16 protein-coding genes and 1 tRNA gene are annotated in these 18,471 nt (G+C 46.4%); 9 read left to right on the top strand and 8 right to left on the bottom strand.

Annotation, left to right across the window (positions count from 1 at the left end):
* Positions 1–60 precede the first annotated feature (60 nt).
* On the bottom strand, positions 61–570 hold the full coding sequence (locus tag RHEIN_RS14825; protein ID WP_008899786.1) for a winged helix-turn-helix transcriptional regulator: 510 nt from the start codon (positions 568–570) through the stop codon (positions 61–63).
* A 134-nt stretch (positions 571–704) separates the two neighbouring features.
* On the opposite strand from RHEIN_RS14825, the gene putA reads away from it, so the two are divergent.
* Complete coding sequence (gene putA, locus RHEIN_RS14820; protein WP_008899785.1) at positions 705–4,478, top strand: bifunctional proline dehydrogenase/L-glutamate gamma-semialdehyde dehydrogenase PutA; 3,774 nt, start codon at positions 705–707, stop codon at positions 4,476–4,478.
* 138 nt (positions 4,479–4,616) lie between these two features.
* The gene (locus tag RHEIN_RS14815; protein ID WP_008899784.1) at positions 4,617–5,828 is read left to right on the top strand and encodes an HD-GYP domain-containing protein; all 1,212 of its coding nucleotides are present in this window, start codon (positions 4,617–4,619) and stop codon (positions 5,826–5,828) included.
* Between the two features lie 10 nt (positions 5,829–5,838).
* Here the strand turns inward: RHEIN_RS14815 and RHEIN_RS14810 are convergent, their stop codons facing one another.
* On the bottom strand, positions 5,839–6,651 hold the full coding sequence (locus RHEIN_RS14810; protein ID WP_008899783.1) for a general secretion pathway protein GspB: 813 nt from the start codon (positions 6,649–6,651) through the stop codon (positions 5,839–5,841).
* 22 nt (positions 6,652–6,673) lie between these two features.
* Positions 6,674–7,582, bottom strand: a complete 909-nt coding sequence (locus tag RHEIN_RS14805) for an ExeA family protein (protein WP_008899782.1) — start codon at positions 7,580–7,582, stop codon at positions 6,674–6,676.
* 113 nt (positions 7,583–7,695) lie between these two features.
* Here RHEIN_RS14805 and RHEIN_RS14800 point away from each other — a divergent pair, with 113 nt between their 5' ends.
* Positions 7,696–8,940 (top strand): multifunctional CCA addition/repair protein, encoded by a 1,245-nt coding sequence (locus RHEIN_RS14800; protein ID WP_008899781.1) that lies wholly within the window; start codon positions 7,696–7,698, stop codon positions 8,938–8,940.
* Here the strand turns inward: RHEIN_RS14800 and folK are convergent.
* Positions 8,891–9,412, bottom strand: coding sequence for a 2-amino-4-hydroxy-6-hydroxymethyldihydropteridine diphosphokinase (gene folK, locus RHEIN_RS14795; protein ID WP_008899780.1), 522 nt, complete (start codon positions 9,410–9,412; stop codon positions 8,891–8,893). The two genes, RHEIN_RS14800 and folK, sit on opposite strands and share 50 nt — an antisense overlap.
* Positions 9,412–9,765, bottom strand: a complete 354-nt coding sequence (gene folB, locus RHEIN_RS14790; RefSeq protein WP_008899779.1) for a dihydroneopterin aldolase — start codon at positions 9,763–9,765, stop codon at positions 9,412–9,414. Before folB ends, folK begins: the two co-directional genes overlap by 1 nt.
* A gap of 136 nt (positions 9,766–9,901) precedes the next feature.
* On the opposite strand from folB, the gene plsY reads away from it, so the two are divergent.
* Positions 9,902–10,525 carry a glycerol-3-phosphate 1-O-acyltransferase PlsY gene (plsY, locus tag RHEIN_RS14785; protein WP_008899778.1) on the top strand — a complete coding sequence of 208 codons (624 nt, stop codon included), beginning with the start codon at positions 9,902–9,904 and terminating at the stop codon, positions 10,523–10,525.
* A 17-nt stretch (positions 10,526–10,542) separates the two neighbouring features.
* Here the strand turns inward: plsY and tsaD are convergent, their stop codons facing one another.
* The gene (gene tsaD / locus RHEIN_RS14780) at positions 10,543–11,556 is read right to left on the bottom strand and encodes a tRNA (adenosine(37)-N6)-threonylcarbamoyltransferase complex transferase subunit TsaD (RefSeq protein WP_008899777.1); all 1,014 of its coding nucleotides are present in this window, start codon (positions 11,554–11,556) and stop codon (positions 10,543–10,545) included.
* A 169-nt stretch (positions 11,557–11,725) separates the two neighbouring features.
* On the opposite strand from tsaD, the gene rpsU reads away from it, so the two are divergent.
* The 4 genes from rpsU (at position 11,726) to rpoD (ending at position 16,156) form a co-directional block, all read left to right on the top strand.
* Positions 11,726–11,941 (top strand): 30S ribosomal protein S21, encoded by a 216-nt coding sequence (gene rpsU, locus RHEIN_RS14775; protein WP_008899776.1) that lies wholly within the window; start codon positions 11,726–11,728, stop codon positions 11,939–11,941.
* A 16-nt stretch (positions 11,942–11,957) separates the two neighbouring features.
* Positions 11,958–12,401: a GatB/YqeY domain-containing protein gene (locus RHEIN_RS14770; RefSeq protein ID WP_008899775.1), complete on the top strand. Its 444-nt coding sequence runs from the start codon at positions 11,958–11,960 to the stop codon at positions 12,399–12,401.
* 76 nt (positions 12,402–12,477) lie between these two features.
* Positions 12,478–14,202 (top strand): DNA primase, encoded by a 1,725-nt coding sequence (gene dnaG / locus RHEIN_RS14765; RefSeq protein ID WP_008899774.1) that lies wholly within the window; start codon positions 12,478–12,480, stop codon positions 14,200–14,202.
* Between the two features lie 103 nt (positions 14,203–14,305).
* Entirely contained in the window at positions 14,306–16,156 is a 1,851-nt protein-coding gene (gene rpoD / locus RHEIN_RS14760) for an RNA polymerase sigma factor RpoD (protein WP_008899773.1), read from the top strand.
* A 228-nt stretch (positions 16,157–16,384) separates the two neighbouring features.
* Here rpoD and RHEIN_RS14755 read toward each other — a convergent pair whose 3' ends face one another.
* Together RHEIN_RS14755 and RHEIN_RS14750 are read right to left on the bottom strand one after the other, a co-directional pair.
* Complete coding sequence (locus RHEIN_RS14755; RefSeq protein ID WP_008899772.1) at positions 16,385–16,678, bottom strand: hypothetical protein; 294 nt, start codon at positions 16,676–16,678, stop codon at positions 16,385–16,387.
* A 60-nt stretch (positions 16,679–16,738) separates the two neighbouring features.
* The gene (locus RHEIN_RS14750; RefSeq protein WP_008899771.1) at positions 16,739–16,936 is read right to left on the bottom strand and encodes a hypothetical protein; all 198 of its coding nucleotides are present in this window, start codon (positions 16,934–16,936) and stop codon (positions 16,739–16,741) included.
* Between the two features lie 1,341 nt (positions 16,937–18,277).
* Between RHEIN_RS14750 and RHEIN_RS14740 the strand changes: the two genes are divergently transcribed.
* A tRNA-Ile gene (locus RHEIN_RS14740) sits at positions 18,278–18,354 on the top strand.
* The last annotated feature ends 117 nt before the right edge of the window (positions 18,355–18,471 follow it).

Here is an 18,471-nt window from a genome sequence, read left to right as displayed (position 1 = left end):
TTCACCCGCGGATCTGATGAGCCGATACGGTCCAATCCGCACCTTACCGGATAACAACAATTAATCGGTTTTAACCTCCGGCGCCGTAGCCAACTTTAAAGGCAAACCCGCATCCTGTTTTACCTGCTCAATCACCACATAAGTATGAGTCTGTAATACCCCAGGCAAATCCACAATCAAACCCAATACACCGCGATACGCTTCCATACTGGATAAGCGTAGTTTTAACAGATAATCAAAACCACCGGCCACCATATGGCATTCTGCCACTTGCGGAATTTTCACCACCGCATCACGAAACTGATCAAAGACAGCGCCTGTGGTTCTGTCCAGGGTCACCTGAATGAAAGCGGCAGTGCCAAAACCCAGTTTACTGGCGTTTAAACGGGCGCCATACCCCTCAATAAAACCGTCCTGCTCCAGCTTGCGAACCCTGTCTATACAAGGGCTGGGGCTTAAGTTGACCTTTTTCGCTAATTCGACATTAGAAATACGGCCATCTTTTTGTAGCGTGTCTAGAATTGTCATGTCGATACGGTCAGGCAACCGGCCTTTGGCACTTTGAGTCATGGCAGTATTTTTTCTGGTTTTATGATTTATAAACCGAATTATATAAGGTTAGTTTGAAAAAGAAACCACCAAATAGGGCTGCGCTTTCAATAAAATGCAGCATAATTTTTTTCACTTCACTGGATTAAAACCCTATGTTATTCCAAGGCCAATTGACCACCAGTCATGCTATTCGTCAAACCATGCGCGACCACTACCGTGCTGATGAAGATCAGGTACTCAACAACTTATTACCTATTGCGGATATTGGCCCTGCAGCACGCAGCCGTGCCTGGGAAAAAGCCCGTCAGTTGGTGGTGAATATCCGTGAAGCTCAGGTGGGTAAAGGCGGCGTAGATGCGCTGCTGAACGAGTTCTCGTTGTCGACCGAAGAAGGTTTAGTGCTGATGTGTTTAGCCGAAGCCTTATTACGTGTGCCAGATAAACACACAGCCGACCTGCTGATTCGCGACAAGTTATCCAACGGTGACTGGAGCTCGCACTTGGGCAACAGCGAATCTTTATTCGTGAATATCTCGGCCTGGGGTTTATTGCTGACCGGCAAACTGGTGAATTACAGCGACGATCAGAAAAAAGCTCAGTTTGGTTTATTAAAACGTACTTGTGGCCGTATGGGCGAGCCGGTGATCCGTCAGGCCGTGCGTTATGCCATGCAAATTATGGGCACCCAGTTTGTGATGGGCACCAGCATTGAAAAAGCCGTAGAACGCGCAGTAGAGCTGGAAAGCAAAGGTTTTACTTATTCCTACGATATGCTGGGTGAAGGCGCCCGCACTATGGACGACGCCAACCGTTATTTCGACAGCTACATGATGGCGATTAAAGTCATAGGCACTGCAGCGAAAAAACGTGGTCCGTTAAAAAGCCCTGGCATTTCAGTCAAATTATCGGCCATTCACCCACGCTACGAATTTACTCATCGCGACAGAGTGATCAACGAATTAGTGCCTCGTTTAAAACAACTGGCGTTAGCCGCCAAAGCCTATGACATCAGCTTTACTGTGGATGCCGAAGAGGCCGATCGTTTAGATCTGTCTTTGGATCTGATTGAAGCAGTGTTTTCCGATCCTGAATTAACAGGCTGGGAAGGTTTTGGTTTAGCAGTACAGGCGTACTCCAAACGTGGTTTGTTTGTGATTGAATGGCTGCGTGAACTGACGGTGAAAGTTGGCCGTAAAATGATGGTACGTCTGGTGAAAGGCGCTTACTGGGATACTGAAGTAAAAGTCAGTCAGGCCGAAGGTTTAAGTGACTTCCCGGTGTTTAGCCGTAAGCCCTCTACCGATGTGTCTTATCAGGCTTGTGCTAAAAAGATGCTGGAATACCGCGACAGTATGTACCCTATGTTCGCTACTCATAATGCTTATACAGTGGCCACTATTTTAGAAATGGCACCCGACCGTTCTGGTTATGAGTTCCAGCGTTTACACGGTATGGGTGATGCGCTTTATGATCAGGTTGTAGCCGATGACAAAGTGCCTTGCCGTATTTACGCCCCTGTAGGTGAACACTCTGATCTGCTGGCCTATTTAGTGCGTCGTTTATTAGAAAACGGTGCCAACAGCTCTTTTGTAAACAACATTGTCGACGAAAATATTCCGGTTGAGTCTTTACTCAAAGATCCGGTAGAAACAGTGCGTGCCTGGAGCAAAAAACGTAATAACTCTATTCCGTTACCTGACCAGCTGTACGGAGCGTCCCGCCTGAACTCTAAAGGGCAAGACTTTACTGATATCGATCAGATGACGGCTATGCGTGCGGCCATGGACACATGGCTCGCTTCTGTCAGCCAGATTGAAGTACCGGCAGGCGCTGCTGCAGTGACCAACCCGGCCAATACCAAAGAAGTGATAGGTTTCCACTATCACAGCAACAGTGCTCAGATGGAACAAACTGTTACTTTGGCTGAAGCTGCTTTCCCTGCCTGGTCAGCCACTGCTGTGACTGAACGAGCTGCACTTCTGCTGAAGCTGGCCGATCAGCTGGAACTACATCGCGATGAATTACTGGCTTTATGTATTAAAGAAGCGGGTAAAACCGTAGGCGACAGCATGGCTGAAGTACGTGAAGCTGTGGATTTCTGCCGTTATTATGCCCATGAAGCCACAAAGAACCTGCAATCTGCAGAGGCCCGTGGTGTAGTGCTTTGTATCAGCCCATGGAACTTCCCTTTAGCTATTTTCTTAGGTCAGGTCAGCGCAGCCTTAGTGGCAGGTAATACAGTAGTAGCTAAGCCTGCCGAACAAACCAGCTTAATTGCAGTACGCACAGTCGAACTGATGAAAGCTGTTGGTTTCCCTGAACATGTGGTGCAGCTGGTCATAGCGCCTGGTCGTCAGGTCGGTGAGCATATAGTGCCTGACACCCGTATTCAGGCCGTGATGTTTACAGGTTCTACTGAAACTGGTGCCTGGATTGCCCGCAAACTGGCTGAACGTGGTGGTGAGCCAGTGCCTCTAATAGCGGAAACCGGTGGTCAGAACTGCATGATTGTGGATTCTACCGCTCTGCCTGAGCAAGTGGTTGATGATGTGATCTCTTCTGGCTTCCAAAGTGCTGGTCAACGTTGTTCTGCCCTTCGTGTGCTGTTCCTGCAGGAAGATGTGGCCGATAAGATCATTACGATGATCAAAGGCGCCATGAAAGAGCTGCATGTAGGCGATCCGGCCTGGTTAAGTACTGACTTAGGTCCTGTGATTGATACCAAAGCTTTAGAGCGCTTAAACCAGCATGTGCAGTATCTGGAAGGCAAAGCCACTTTGCATTATGTCTGTGATGCGCCAGCAGCCGGCGATCACTTTTTCTTTGCGCCACGTTTGTATGAAATCAGCAGCCTGAATCTGCTGGAGCGCGAAGTTTTTGGCCCTGTGGTGCATATCATCCGCTTTAAAGCGGAAGAGCTGGATAAAGTGATACAGCAAATCAATGCCACTGGTTATGGCCTGACTATGGGGATCCATAGCCGTATTGCACAAACGACCATGAAAGTCGCCAGCGAAATCAAAGCAGGTAATATCTACGTCAACCGCAATATGATTGGTGCTGTAGTGGGTGTGCAGCCTTTTGGTGGCCGTGGTTTATCTGGTACTGGCCCTAAAGCCGGTGGCCCTTTCTACTTAAGCCGTCTGGTGAAAGAACATGAATTACAGGCTCCTGCTTTAGATGCTGCTGTGCAGCAGCAGTTAGAAGCGGCCAGCGGTTTTGACGCTCAGCTCAATACGCAAATACAACATATGGCTGTGGCTCAGGTGGCATGGCTGAATCAAAATGTGACCAATAGGGGTTCTGTGTTACGTCGTTTTATCGCTCAGCTGGCAGGTAACAAACTGGTATCAGAGCAGGAACACGACTTAAACGACGTGATCACAGCAGCCCGTGAACAGCTGATGTTATTGGAAAAGGATTTAGCACAGCCCATTACCTTACCAGGACCTACGGGCGAATCGAATCAGCTGCATCTGGAAGCCAAAGGTGTAGTAGCGCTTATTCGCAGCGAACACAGCAGCTTCCAGCACTGGATGCTGGCTTTGATCACTGCTCTGGTGTCAGGGAATGCGGTTGTCAGTACAGCAGGCGAAGCTCAGCAAGCAGAAATGGATACCTGTCGTAAGTTGTTACTGCAAGCCGGTTTACCTGCGAACTTGTTCCACTGGGTGAAGTTACATAGCTTAAAAGCGCTGTTAGCCCATCCTGTAGTGGCAACAGCTGTGATTGAAGGCACTAACCCGTTAAAAGCTTTGTCAGGACAGTGGATAGCTGCCCGTGATGGTGCCATTACGGCTTTGGTGACCAGCCCGGCTGATCACCAGTTGTTACACCGTTTAGTGACAGAAAAAACAGTCACTATCAATACCACTGCAGCAGGTGGTAATGCATCTTTGATGACGATGACTGATAACCTGGGTTAAAACTTAAGCAAAAGCTAATTAAATAAGGGCCCGCTATGTTGCGGGCTTTTTTTTCACTGCATAATGAGCTATCATTTTTATCGTATTTTCACTTATCAATAGATTTCCGGATCACGGAAATTTATTCAGAGTCCGCCTATGACAGCTCCAGCTCAGCTTAAAGTTCTTAGCATTGCCGAATTACAGCCCGGCATGTATGTGCTGTCTGTGCATAAGCAAAAAGGCAATGTAGAAATTAAAACTCAGGGCTGGGCCAGAACTGCGGCTGTGATCGAGCAGTTGAAGAAAAAAGGTGTGTTGGAACTGGTCGTCGACCTGAGTAAAACTCTGGAACAACCCAAAGTTGAAGTTGCGCCGCCAGCAGAGCCTGTGGCAACCGCCAGCGGAAAAACACGTGAAAAGGTCAGTTTTGAACAGGAATTGGGGCAAGCCAATACCTTGTATCAGCAAGCCAAAGGTTTACAGAAAAAAGCGTTTGCCGATATTCAGGCAGGCCGTGAGTTAAACCTGCAGCCCTTTCAGGACTGCGCTACAGGTTTTATCGACTCGGTATTTCGTAATCAGGATGCTTTGCTCTGTATCAGCCGCATTCGGGAAAAAGATGCTTATCTGCTGGAACACTCGGTCAATGTCTCTATTCTGATGACCATTTTTGCCAAACAAATGAAGTTTGATGAAGAACTGATCCAGCAGCTGGCCACAGGTGCTTTATTACACGATATAGGCAAAATTCTGGTACCGGACAGCATACTGAATAAACCCGGCAAACTGACTGCAGAAGAATTTGGCGAAATGCGCCGCCATGTGGTGTACAGCAAAGAAATTCTGGAAAAAATACCAGGCTTAAGCCCGATCAGTATTGATGTGGCTGCGGTGCATCATGAACGGCTGGATGGCAAAGGTTATCCCTATGGTTTAGCTGATCAGCAAATTTCGCTGTATGGCCGGATGATTTCGATAGTCGATACGTACGACGCAATTACCGCACAACGTTGCTACAAAGAAGGCCAAACCGGTATTTCGGCGCTGAAAATTCTAAGACGTGAATCACCACAAAGTTTTGATCCGGCGCTTGTGGCTCAGTTTATTAAAGCTATAGGCATACATCCGGTTGGAACCCTGGTCAAACTGAGCAATCAGAAGCTGGCCATAGTGCTCAAAGCCAATGAGCAGGACCCGTTGCGCCCTGTACTCAAGGTATTTTATAACTGCAAATTCAGACGCTATATCGAAATCTCTATTGTCGATCTGGCCAGCAGCAAAACAGATATTGAAATTGAAGGAGCTGTTATGCCAGAAGATTTTGGCATTGATCTCATTCGCTTTTTCCGCCAGTCAGTGCTGGAGTGAGGTAAAAACTTTACCTGTAACTCCAGTCAGCTAAGGCTTCGACACTAAACTGAGTCTGATTAAATTGCAGTACCACATACTGTGGCAATATCTCTTTGACCTGAATATCAGCCGTTACCCACTGACCTTGTTGTAAGTCTTTGCCATTCACTTTAATCCAGCGCTGTTTAGCATCAGTAGCATAGACATGAGCTTCAAAACGCAGGGAAGGTAACTGGCGCTGCAACAGATCATCCAACTGATTAATATCCTGTGCCGGAGCATCGTGGTAATTAATCTGTTGTTGACGTAGCTGCGAGCTATCAGCAGCTGCCAAAGCTGATTCAAATTTTCCACGCAGCTCTGCCGATACGTCAGATTGCTCCAGCTCTGCTGCAGGTAAGAGCTCGTCCACAGGGGTTAAGTCATCTTGCAGATCTGCTTCCTGCATTTGTTCAAAATCAACAAAGTCTTCATCTGTGGAACGTCCCAACACTCTCTCGCCTCGTCTGGCTGAAACCACTAACTGTGCTTCGTCTTCTGGTACTTCTTCCAGTTGCACTGGCTCTGCTGGTTTTAACAAATCCGCCGCCAGTTGCAATTCCATGGCAATATCTGCCGCGTTAGCAATAACAGGTGCTGCCTGAACCACAGGAGCAGCCTCAACAACAGCAGTTGGCTCTTTTTTGTTGAATTGATACTGCCCCACAAAAAAACCCAAAACTAAACCTAAAACCACTAATAAAATTAAAGCAACAATACGCCAGCCAAGGCCTGATGCAGTCTGTTCTGCTGCCACCGGAACTTGCTGTTGTTGCTTTAACGCATCCATTAATAACGACATGACGGGTCCCCTGCTCTGTCTTTTACCACAATAATGCAGACAGCCCTGCACCAGCCCCTAACGCCACCAGAGTTAACAGTGGCCATAACCAAACTGGCCAGGCCGCTTTCACTGGTTGAGGTTTAATCGCCAGCACTTCTGAAGCAGCCTGACTGATCAGGCCAGCATCAATTAATGCCTTTTGCTGACTATAACCCCCTAACATAGCGCGGTCGCAGATTAAATTGAGTAGGCGCGGAATACCACCTGATAATAAAAATAATTTTTTCACAGCAGAAGCGGTAAACACAGGCCGACTGCAACCAGCCACCTGCAAACGGTAACTGATGTATTGCTGCACTTCCTGTTCAGTCAACGGCATTAAGTGATAACGGGCCGTGATACGTTGTGCTAACTGACGTAAATCCTGACGCTGCAATAACTGCTGTAGCTCTGGCTGACCTATTAAAATCACCTGCAACAGCTTTTTGGTATTGGTTTCTAAGTTTGTTAATAAGCGCAGCTGTTCGAGCACAGCGGGCTGTAAATGCTGAGCTTCATCGATAATCAAAATGGTGTTTTTACCGGCCTGATGGTTTTTCGTCAGACGGTTGGTAATTTTGTCGGTCAGCATTTTTAAGCTGGCGTCGGATTTTTTGTAGCGAATTTTTAACTGATCACAAATAGCGGCCAGCAGTTCCAGCTCGTTTAAAGTTGGGTTTAAGATAAAAGCCACTTCGGTTTTATCAGTCAGTTCCTGCAATAAACAACGTGATACTGTAGTTTTGCCAGTACCCACTTCGCCGGTCAGCAGCACAAAACCACCGGCCTCACCTAAGCCATAACGCAAATGTGCCAAAGCTTCAGCGTGACGAGGACTTAAAAATAGAAAGTCAGGGTTCGGCGCTATAGAAAAAGGCTGACTGGTTAAACCGAAAAATCCGGTGTACATAAGGTTCCCGCTGCTGAGTTAGGGCGACAATTGTAAGCAAGGCGTTATAATGGCAAAAAAATCGGGAGCGGGAAAGCATTGAAAATTTATCTTGTAGCAGGAGCAGGAATACATTGAGAATTTATCTTGTAGGCGGAGCTGTTCGCGACGAGCTGCTGGGTTACCCGGCATTAGATCAGGACTGGCTGGTCACAGGCGCTACACCAGAGCAATTGCTGGCTTTGGGCTATCAGGCTGTGGGCAAAGACTTCCCGGTATTTTTACATCCTAAAACCAAACAAGAATATGCTTTGGCCCGCATCGAACGTAAACAAGGCCAGGGCTACACAGGTTTTGCCTGTTATTTTGCAGAAGATGTCACCTTAGAGCAGGACTTACAACGCCGTGATTTAACCATTAATGCCATTGCCAAAGATGAGTCAGGTGAATTACACGACCCTTATGGCGGTGTGGCCGATATCAAAGCCAGAGTCCTTCGTCATGTCTCCCCCGCTTTTAGTGAAGACCCACTACGGGTATTAAGGGTGGCGCGTTTTTACGCCCGCTATTTTCATTTAGGTTTTACTGTTGCAGCTGAAACTTTGCAGTTAATGACACAACTGAGCAACAGCGGTGAGCTGGAGCATTTAACCGCAGAGCGGGTATGGCAGGAAACCGCCCGGGCTTTAACAGAACAAGACCCACAAGCTTATTTTGAGTTACTGCACAGCTGTGGTGCCTTAAAAGTATTAATGCCGGAACTGGATCAGCTGTGGGGAGTGCCAAATCCAGAAAAGTGGCATCCGGAAATAGACACAGGCATTCACTGCATGTTAGTGCTCAAACAAGCGGCTTTATTATCAGAGCGGCTGGATGTACGTTTTGCCGCACTTTGCCATGATGTGGGTAAAGGCATTACCGATCCGGCTTTATGGCCCAAACATCATGGGCATGAGCACAGCGGTTTGCCTTTAGTGCAAGAGCTTTGCAGCCGTATTAGAGTACCAAACGATTGTCGTGATTTGGCTTTATTGGCCTGTGAGTATCATCAGTTGCTGCACAAAGCTGTTGAGCTTCGCCCGGCCACAGTACAAAAACTCTTTGATGGCATAGACTTATGGCGCAAACCTGAACGCCTGGATTTATTACTACAGTGCGCCATAGCTGATTTACGAGGTCGCACTGGCTTTGAACAGGCCCCTTACCCACAAGCTGACTATTTACGTCAGCTTGCCAGTGCAGCTCGCGCTATTGATGTGAAAGCTATAGTGGCGCTGGGTTTAAAAGGTGAAGCCATTAAACTGGAAGTAGCCAAAGCCCGGCTTGAAGCTATTTCGACGGCAAAACAGCAGTGGCAAGAGCAGCATCCGGCCAGTTAAAGGCCACTTGCCACAACTTTTGTGGCTCTTGATACGCTTGCCACATCTGCTGATAGCTTTGACCTGTCAGCGGATGAGTTTGCTCTGGTGCCAGTTCAGATAAAGGCAATAATACAAAAGCGTTTTTAGTAATTTCATCGCGCGGCAATTCAACAGGCGCTTTGCACACCAGTTGATCGTAGGTCAGCAAATCCAGGTCCAGCCGTTTGCCACAAAATTTAGGCGACTTAGCTGGCCGGCCATATTTTTGCTCTATGGCTTTAAAAGCAGCCACACATTCAGCCACAGATAAATCGGTGTTGGCTTCTGCCACCAGATTATAAAAAGCATCACCATCAAACCCTACGGCTTCACTTTCATACACAGCAGAGCAGCGAATTTCACCAAACAAAGCCGATAGTTCCAGATAGGCAGCGCTGATATGTAGATCACGCTCTATATTGCTGCCAATACTGATATAAATCAGTGCCATTACCAGTTTCCACGCGATATAGATACGCCAACACTGGCAGCAGCAGGCACAGCTGCAGGCTTGGCGATAGTTACTTTCACAGCTTTAGTCGGAAATTTTTCCAGTACCATAGCTGCCACTTTTTCAGCCACAGTTTCAATCAATTCATGGGGTTGCTGACACAGATCAATAATAGCTGCACACACAGCACTGTAATCGACAGTGTATTGTAAATCGTCGGTTGCGGCGGCCTGGCGGATATCGGTAGAGAGCTCCAAATCAAACTCCAGCGTTTGTTGTATGGCTTTTTCCCACTCGAAGACACCTATTACGGTCTGAACCTTGAGTTGCCTGATAAAAACTATATCCGTCATAGATTTCCGCTTTTGTTAAAGACTTGTTTCAGGTAGGCTGGTCGGATAGGCAAAGATTAAAAAAGCCTATATTCTGAACGCCTTGTAGACAGAGGCCGATTTTAGCCTACTTTGCCGGACTGAGGAACCTTAATCCATGACAGTGACCATAGCGATTTTGATGCTGCTCGCTTACCTAAGCGGCTCAATCTCGTCTGCCATTCTGGTCAGTCAGATATTCAGGCTGCCCGACCCACGTAATCATGGTTCATGTAATCCGGGCGCCACCAACGTATTACGTTTAGGCGGCGCTGTGCCGGCTTCTATGGTTCTGGCCTTTGATGTGCTCAAGGGCACTATTCCGGTCTGGGGTTCTTATTTTTTAGGTGTCGAAGCTTTTTATCTGGGCATGATTGCGGTCTGTGCCTGTTTAGGTCATATATTCCCGGTGTTTTTTGGTTTTAAAGGCGGTAAAGCAGTAGCCACAGCTTTTGGCAGTATGATGCCTATAGGCCTGGATTTAGCAGGTTTACTGATTTCTACCTGGATGATGCTGATCGGGGCTACTGGCTATTCGTCACTGGCCGCTATTGTCACTGTGGCCCTGGCACCTATTTTCACCTGGTTTATCAAACCTTTGTATACCATTCCTGTGTCTATGCTGAGCCTGCTGATTATTATCCGTCATAAAGACAATATCATCCGGCTTTGGAACAATCAGGAAACTAAGGTCTGGCATAAAAACCGCAAAACCAAACCTCAGGATCCCGAACAAGAATAATTAAAGACCCCAATTAATTATAAGGCAGGCAGTTGCTCCATAGGCCAACGTGGTGTCACACCTATAGTTAAATCCTGCTGCTGCCCTGCTCTTAAACGCTGAAAGCCTGCAAAAGCAATCATGGCGCCGTTGTCGGTGCAGAATTCTTTGCGTGGATAATAGACTTCGCCTTTTAAACTTTTCAGTAAAACTTCCAGCTGTTCACGTAATGAGGTATTGGCGCTGACGCCACCTGCCACTACTAAACGTTTTAAGCGCTGCTCTTTTAAAGCACGACGACATTTTAATACCAGCGTATCGACCACAGCCTGCTGGAATGAAGCTGCTATGTTTGCCTGCACTTCTGGGCTTTTGCCTTCAGCTGCAATCACATTCGCAGCTGCAGTTTTGAGACCACTGAAACTGAAATTTAAGCCTGGTCTGTCTGTCATAGGACGAGGAAAGGCATATTTATCGGCCTGCCCCTGAGTCGCTAATTTGGCAAGCAAAGGCCCGCCCGGATACTCCAACCCCATTAATTTGGCTGTTTTATCAAAAGCTTCACCTGCGGCATCATCGACAGATTCGCCCAATAACTGATACTGGCCTATACCATCCACCCGTACTAACTGGGTATGACCGCCTGATACCAATAACGCAATAAAAGGAAACTCCGGTGGGTTTTCTTCCAGCATAGGCGCCAATAAATGGCCTTCCATATGATGTACGGCCAAAGCTGGTTTACCCCAGGCGAAGGCTAAACTACGGCCTATCGAAGCGCCCACTAACAAAGCACCGGCTAAACCAGGGCCTGCTGTATAAGCCACACCGTCTATGTCGGACGCCTCGCAACCCGCTTCCTTTAACGCTTGTTGTATAAGCGGCAAGGTTTTACGGATATGATCACGCGAGGCCAGTTCAGGCACTACACCACCATAATCTGCATGCAAAGGGATCTGGCTGTATAACACATGACTTAACAGACCCCGCTCTTCATCGTACACAGCGATGCCTGTTTCATCACAAGATGTTTCTATGCCAAGTACTCGCATTTTACTCCCCTTACCTATATGCTACGCGGCGAATTGTACTGAGATCTGAGCATCATCACCAGTACAACACTTATTGCTTTACATTGGGGCTGGCTTTTGAGTAAAATGCCGCACCATTTTTAATCGTATTGGTTAGACACTAACCAGAGTTGACCGAGGTGAGAATTTAATGCCTGTTGTTAAAGTAAAAGAAAACGAACCATTTGACGTAGCTTTACGTCGTTTCAAGCGCTCTTGTGAAAAAGCTGGCGTATTAGCTGATGTACGCTCTAAAGAGTTTTTCGAGAAGCCAACTTGGGTTCGTAAGCGTAAGAAAGCTGCCGCTGTTAAGCGTCACATGAAAAAGCTTTCTCGCGAAAACGCTCGTCGCATCAAGCTTTACTAAGATTATTGCCTGACCTATGGCATTGTTAGAACAGCTGCAAGAAGCCCAAAAAGACGCAATGCGTGCCAAAGACAAATTGCGTCTCGGCACTATTCGTTTAGCTTTAGCTGAAATCAAACAACGTCAAATTGACTTGCAGATGGTGCCTGATGACACCAATATTCTTCCTGTGCTTACCAAAATGGTAAAACAGCGTAAAGAATCTGCCAGTCAGTACAGTGCAGCAGGTCGGCAAGATTTAGCTGATATTGAATTAGCAGAAATCGTAATCGTAGAACAGTTTTTGCCACAAGCCTTATCTCAGGCTGAGCTGGATGATTTAGTGCAACACGCTATTACTGCTGTTGCAGCCTCTGGAATGCAGGACATGGCGAAAGTTATGGCCCACTTAAAGCCACAGGTTCAAGGCCGTACTGATATGGCCGTTTTAAGTCAGGTTATTAAAGCTCGTTTGAGTTAAGCTTCTAGCTGAACTACTGCACGCCGTGCCCTTAGCACGGCTTGTCTTTTTCTGAATACAAGTAAAAAGGAAAAAGGTGGCAGGACAAATCCCCAGACACTTTATCGACGACTTATTAGCTCGTACAGATATAGTGGAACTGATCGATCACAGAGTTCCGTTAAAAAAGGCCGGTAAGAATTACCAGGCTTGTTGCCCTTTCCATAACGAAAAATCCCCTTCTTTTACCGTAAGTAGCGACAAACAGTTTTATCATTGCTTTGGTTGTGGCGCTCACGGCAATGCCATTAGTTTTATGATGGCGTACGAACAGCTTGAATTTGTAGAAGCCATTGAAGAACTGGCTAAACAGCATCATTTAGAGATACCACGCGAACAAGGCAGTGGTAAGCAGTATCCGCAGGCTCAGGCCGACGACTACAGCCAGATGCAAAAAGCGGCAGATTTGTATCAGCAACAGCTGAAACAACAGCTGCACGCTGCAGATTATTTACAGAAACGTGGTATTTCAGAGGCCACAGCAACAAAATACGGCATAGGCTACGCACCTGACAGCTGGGATTTTGTGTTAAAGCAGTTAGGGGCTTCCCGTTCAGCGCGCGATCAGTTATTCGAAATTAAGCTGATTAGTCGTAATGATCAGGGTCGTGAATACGATTTTTTCCGCGACCGGCTGATGTTTCCCATCAGGGATAAACGCGGCAGAGTGATAGGTTTTGGCGGCAGGGTGATAGGTGAAGGTACGCCTAAGTATCTAAACTCACCTGAGACCCGGCTTTTCCATAAAGGCCGTGAACTTTATGGCTTGTACGAAGCCAGACAAAGCCAGGACAGGCTGAATCGTGTGCTGATTGTTGAAGGTTATATGGACGTCGTGGGTCTGGCCGAGCAAGGAATATCTTTTGCGGTGGCTTGTTTAGGCACCGCAACGACCCCAGATCACATGCATACGTTATTTCGTCTGACCAGCACTGTCACTTGCTGTTATGACGGCGACAGAGCAGGCCGTGACGCCGCATGGCGTGCCTTACAAAGTGCTTTACCGCATTTAAAAGACGGCGTGGAACTGAATTTTGTATTTTTACCGGACGGCGAAGACCCAGATTCCCTGGTGCAAAAAGAAGGCAAAGAGGCCTTTTTAAACCGTCTGGAACAGGCCATGCCTTTAGGTCAGTATTTATTTGACCATCTGGCCAAAGAGTTAGATTTAAAAAGCGATGCCGGAAAGTCCGCTTTATGGGTCAAAGGTAATGAGCTGATTAAACAAATTCCAAGTGAGTTTTACCGCGATGCCTTGTTTGAAACTTTAGGATCTTTGGTTGGTAAATCGTCGCAGCAAAATACGGCGGCAAGAAACCAGACTAAGGTGCAAAGCAAAGCTCCTGTGAGCACAAAAATTACGCCGATGCGACGGGCTATAGCATTGTTATTGCAATACCCTGCGCTCGCCAAAGTGATGCCACTGGCTCCTGAACTGGCGCAAGCGAATTTACCTGGAATTCAGTTATTACTGACGATACAGGACACTTTATTAGCTCAGCCTGAACTGACCACAGCTCAATTGCTGGAGCATTGGCGCGATACGCCCGAATACAACATACTGGTAAAACTGGCTTTATGGGACCATCAGGTTGCCGAAGAGCAGCTAACCAAAGAATTTCTGGATACATTCAGGTCTATAGAAGATCAGTATCTGGGCCAACGTCTGGAAGAATTGCAACGCAAAGATACATTGCAGCAACTGACCACGGCGGAGAAACACGAATTTGTGTTGCTGTTAAAAGCTTTTAAAAGCAAATAACCGTGAGTAAGCCGTCATTGCGCGGTGGCTAGAAAAGCCGCGCTTTGTTATAATCGCTAATTCGCATTTTTGAACTAACTATTTGGGTGGAAGAACAGCCTCTATGGAGCATAATCCTCAGTCGCAACTAAAACTCCTGATCTTAAAGGGTAAAGAGCAAGGTTATTTGACCTTTGCTGAAGTTAATGATCATCTTCCACAAGATATTATTGACTCCGATCAGATCGAAGACATTATCCGTATGATCAATGACATGGGTATTCAGGTGTTTGAAACAGCACCAGATGCCGATGACCTGATCATGTCTGACGCTGCGCCGGATGAAGACGCCGCAGAAGAAGCCGCTCAGGCTTTAGTCAGTGTGGATAAAGAGTTAGGTCGCACTACAGATCCGGTCCGCATGTATATGCGCGAAATGGGCACTGTAGAGCTGTTAACCCGTGAAGGCGAAATCGACATCGCCAAGCGGATTGAAGATGGTATCAATCAGGTTCAGACCTCTGTGGCTGAATACCCTGAAGCCATCACCTACCTGTTAGAACAGTGGGATAAATTCGAAGCCGAAGAAATTCGCTTAAGTGACATTGTCACCGCTTTTATCGATCCAAACGAAGTGGATGATATGGCCCCAACGGCCACTCATATTGGTTCTGATGTGCCAGAAGAAGAACTGGCCGATGAAGACGCTGATATCTCTGGTGACGACGAAGAGTCTGAAGACTCTGACGAAGAAGCAGACACTGGCCCGGATCCGGAAATGGCCCGCGAGAAGTTTGGTGAACTCCGTACTCAGTACGAAGTAACCCGTAACTCTATCGTTAAAAATGGCCGTGAACACCCGACCACCAAAGAAGAAATTGAAAAACTGAGCGAAGTTTTCCGTTGCTTCCGTTTAGTACCAAAACAGTTCGACCGTCTGGTCAAAAACATGCGTGAAATGATGGACCGCGTGCGCGTCCAGGAACGTATTGTGATGAAGAACTGCGTTGAGTACGCAAAAATGCCAAAGAAAAACTTTATGAAGTCTTTCAGCGGCAACGAAAACTCAACGGCATGGATCGACGCCGAAATCGCTGCAGGCAAACCTTATTCAGCCAAGCTGGGTGAGATGCGTGACGATTTGTTCCGCAGCGTTGAGAAGCTGAAAAAAATTGAAGAAGAGACCGGCCTTTCGATCTTTAAAATTAAAGATATCAACCGTCGCATGTCGATTGGTGAAGCCAAGGCCCGTCGTGCGAAAAAAGAAATGGTTGAGGCGAACTTACGTCTGGTTATTTCTATCGCGAAAAAGTACACCAACCGTGGCTTACAATTCCTTGATTTAATTCAGGAAGGTAACATCGGCTTGATGAAAGCTGTCGACAAGTTTGAATACCGTCGTGGTTATAAGTTTTCAACTTATGCTACATGGTGGATCCGTCAGGCAATCACCCGTTCAATCGCTGACCAGGCCCGTACTATCCGGATCCCTGTGCATATGATTGAAACCATCAACAAACTGAACCGTATTTCACGTCAGATGTTGCAGGAAATGGGTCGTGAGCCGTCTCCGGAAGAATTGTCCGAACGTATGGGCATGCCGGAAGACAAGATCCGTAAAGTGCTGAAAATAGCCAAAGAGCCAATCTCCATGGAAACACCAATAGGTGATGATGAAGATTCGCATTTAGGTGATTTTATCGAAGACAGCACTTCAGAATCGCCGCTGGACTCAGCCACCATGGAAAGCTTAAAAGCCGCCACCAACGAAGTGTTGGCCGGTTTAACAGCCCGTGAAGCAAAAGTACTGCGTATGCGTTTTGGTATCGATATGAATACCGACCATACATTGGAAGAAGTGGGCAAACAATTTGACGTAACACGGGAACGTATCCGTCAAATCGAAGCCAAAGCGCTACGTAAACTACGCCACCCTTCCCGTTCAGAAGTATTAAAAAGCTTCCTCGACGAGTAGATTTTTTTCGCGGAAAATATGCTTCTGCATTTACGACGTATCAATAAGAAGGCACCGCAAGGTGCCTTCTTATTTTTGATCTACCAGAGTCTGCATGCTTAAAGATTTATAGCCTATACCCTATCCGCAGCTTCAAACCAGAAGAACATGTTGTATTTCCAGATTATTCCGGTTTACCTGATGAATTTCCTCCAACTGTCGTACCTATATCAATCCTTTGACCAGAGATCAACCAAGCCCCCATAAGCCCCAGCCAAAACATAAGAAAGCGGACAGATACAAAAAACCTGTTGGCGATTTCCAGCGTAGAGGCTGTCGAATAAACTCAGCAAAACGCAAGTTGGCCAGATGTAATTCAAACAGCAAAGCAAGCATCAGCAATGCAAATGCAAACAGGTAATAGCGCTGAGGATCTGCACTGCTATAAAGCCAGGGTGAATACAACGCATACAGAAGAACCAGAAAGATAAACAATATTTTTAGGCTTTTATAGGAAAAATGAGAAAACGTCTTAATATCCATGATTTTTCTCCTGTCTCGGAAAATAGCTGGCAACAGCAGCACTATTGCCAGCCAGGTTCTTTAGTATAGCGCTTCACTAATCCAGCGCTGGATGGGCGTATTCTGGTTCAGCCATTGTCCTGCTGTATATCCAGCCTGGAAAGATCCTGCTAAAAACCCAAGAGCACCAGCAAACCGGGATGCAGCAGCAAGATTAGGTCCACTGTAAAATTCTCCGCCAGAAACAACTGCAATCTGTTTAGTATCTAGTATGTTCATGTGTGTTTCTCCTTGAATAAGTTAAAGCCTGCCACTCAGGCTTGGTATTAGCTCGAATAACCATAGCTTTATGCTTTGGTATCGAGGACCATGTCAGCGCTTCACAACATGCCGGACTGCAGCGGCACTAGCTTATTGTGAGCACAGACATACAGGGATCCCAGCTGTACTTCTATCTTGTAAGCTGGTTCCTGAATAGAAAACGACATTTCAATTTCGTTTGGCAGCACAAAATGCAGAGCGTTCTTTACTATCTCATCTTGATAGGTGCCAAAACACTGATAAATAAAAGGTACAGACCTGAGTCTGGTCTGTTGAATCAAGTCGTAGGCACGGTGTGGTATAGACGATAGGACTGTTAATTCAGAACTGGACAGTAACAACCTGAGTAATAAAAGCACTGCCTGAATTTTGCAGCCAGTTTCTGCAACTAAGCTGATAACTCTGTCACCGACGGGAGAAGAAGTAAACCGTGGAACAGACGCAGGGGAAAGTCGTAATCCCCCCCTAAAGCCCAAGGGTTGATTACTTTGATAATGCACTGCGTTGGAACTAAATGATCCTTGAGCCATAGTTGGGGCCTTTAGTTAACGGCGACCACCCACACCCACCTAAATAATTAACAATAAATTTACTACACAAAAAAGAATTAAGCAAAAACTAGCACCGCATATTTTCAGTGAAAAAACTTAACACTTTTATTTAGCAGGAAATTTAGTTGATCAAAAAACACAGAGCCAAATGACACTAAATGCCAGCTTATGTGTGTTAGCACTGGTTGAGTGTTTTACACAACGAGCAGGCGGCTCTCCAGATAAAAGTACAACTGTTAACAGACTAAAACCTTTTTAGTTCAAGGCTTATGTCTTCAGTCGCCAATCTTGTATAACCACCGTATTCCTCCAATAACTTAGTGCATATTTAGACAGCGTATTGATGTGGCGGAAAACACGCTGATTCAGAATTAAAGAAAGCTGTTATTTCAACTATCTTTCTGTCCACAGGTAGAATCTCTATGAACGGCTCTGGATATAAATAGCCTCATTCTGACAATGGGGTAGCAACCAAGATTAGTTTTCAGCTTCCCCTGTCAGGAGTTATTAATCACAAGCAAACGGACAGTAGCCGGCAGCTGCTACCAACTAAAGCGTCGCTTAGGTTTGTATCTTCCCCATAAACCTTAGCTTAGTGGCAAAGATTTTTATGGAAGCGGATAAAAAACCAGCAATCAGTACAAAGAGCATGTCACGAAGCGGTGACAACAGCAGAAAAACTTCTTATACTGCCTGCGCTTTAAAGAGTTCAGCCCTTGGACTCATTAAGTTAAAGCACATTTTAAATGGCCCTATAGCTCAGTTGGTTAGAGCATCCGACTCATAATCGGCAGGTCCCTGGTTCAAGTCCAGGTGGGGCCACCATTTATCAAGCACTTACGTTACATCTTCTGATTCACTTTTTGTCTGTGCTACCTCTGTGCAATTTGTTTTTAGTGGTCTGGTCTAACGTCTTTACTTTTCTCCCAACTACCGCCTTAC

Origin of the sequence: Rheinheimera sp. A13L (genome assembly GCF_000217935.1) — a bacterium.
GTDB lineage: Bacteria > Pseudomonadota > Gammaproteobacteria > Enterobacterales > Alteromonadaceae > Pararheinheimera.
This window is presented reverse-complemented; position numbering and strand designations above follow the sequence as displayed.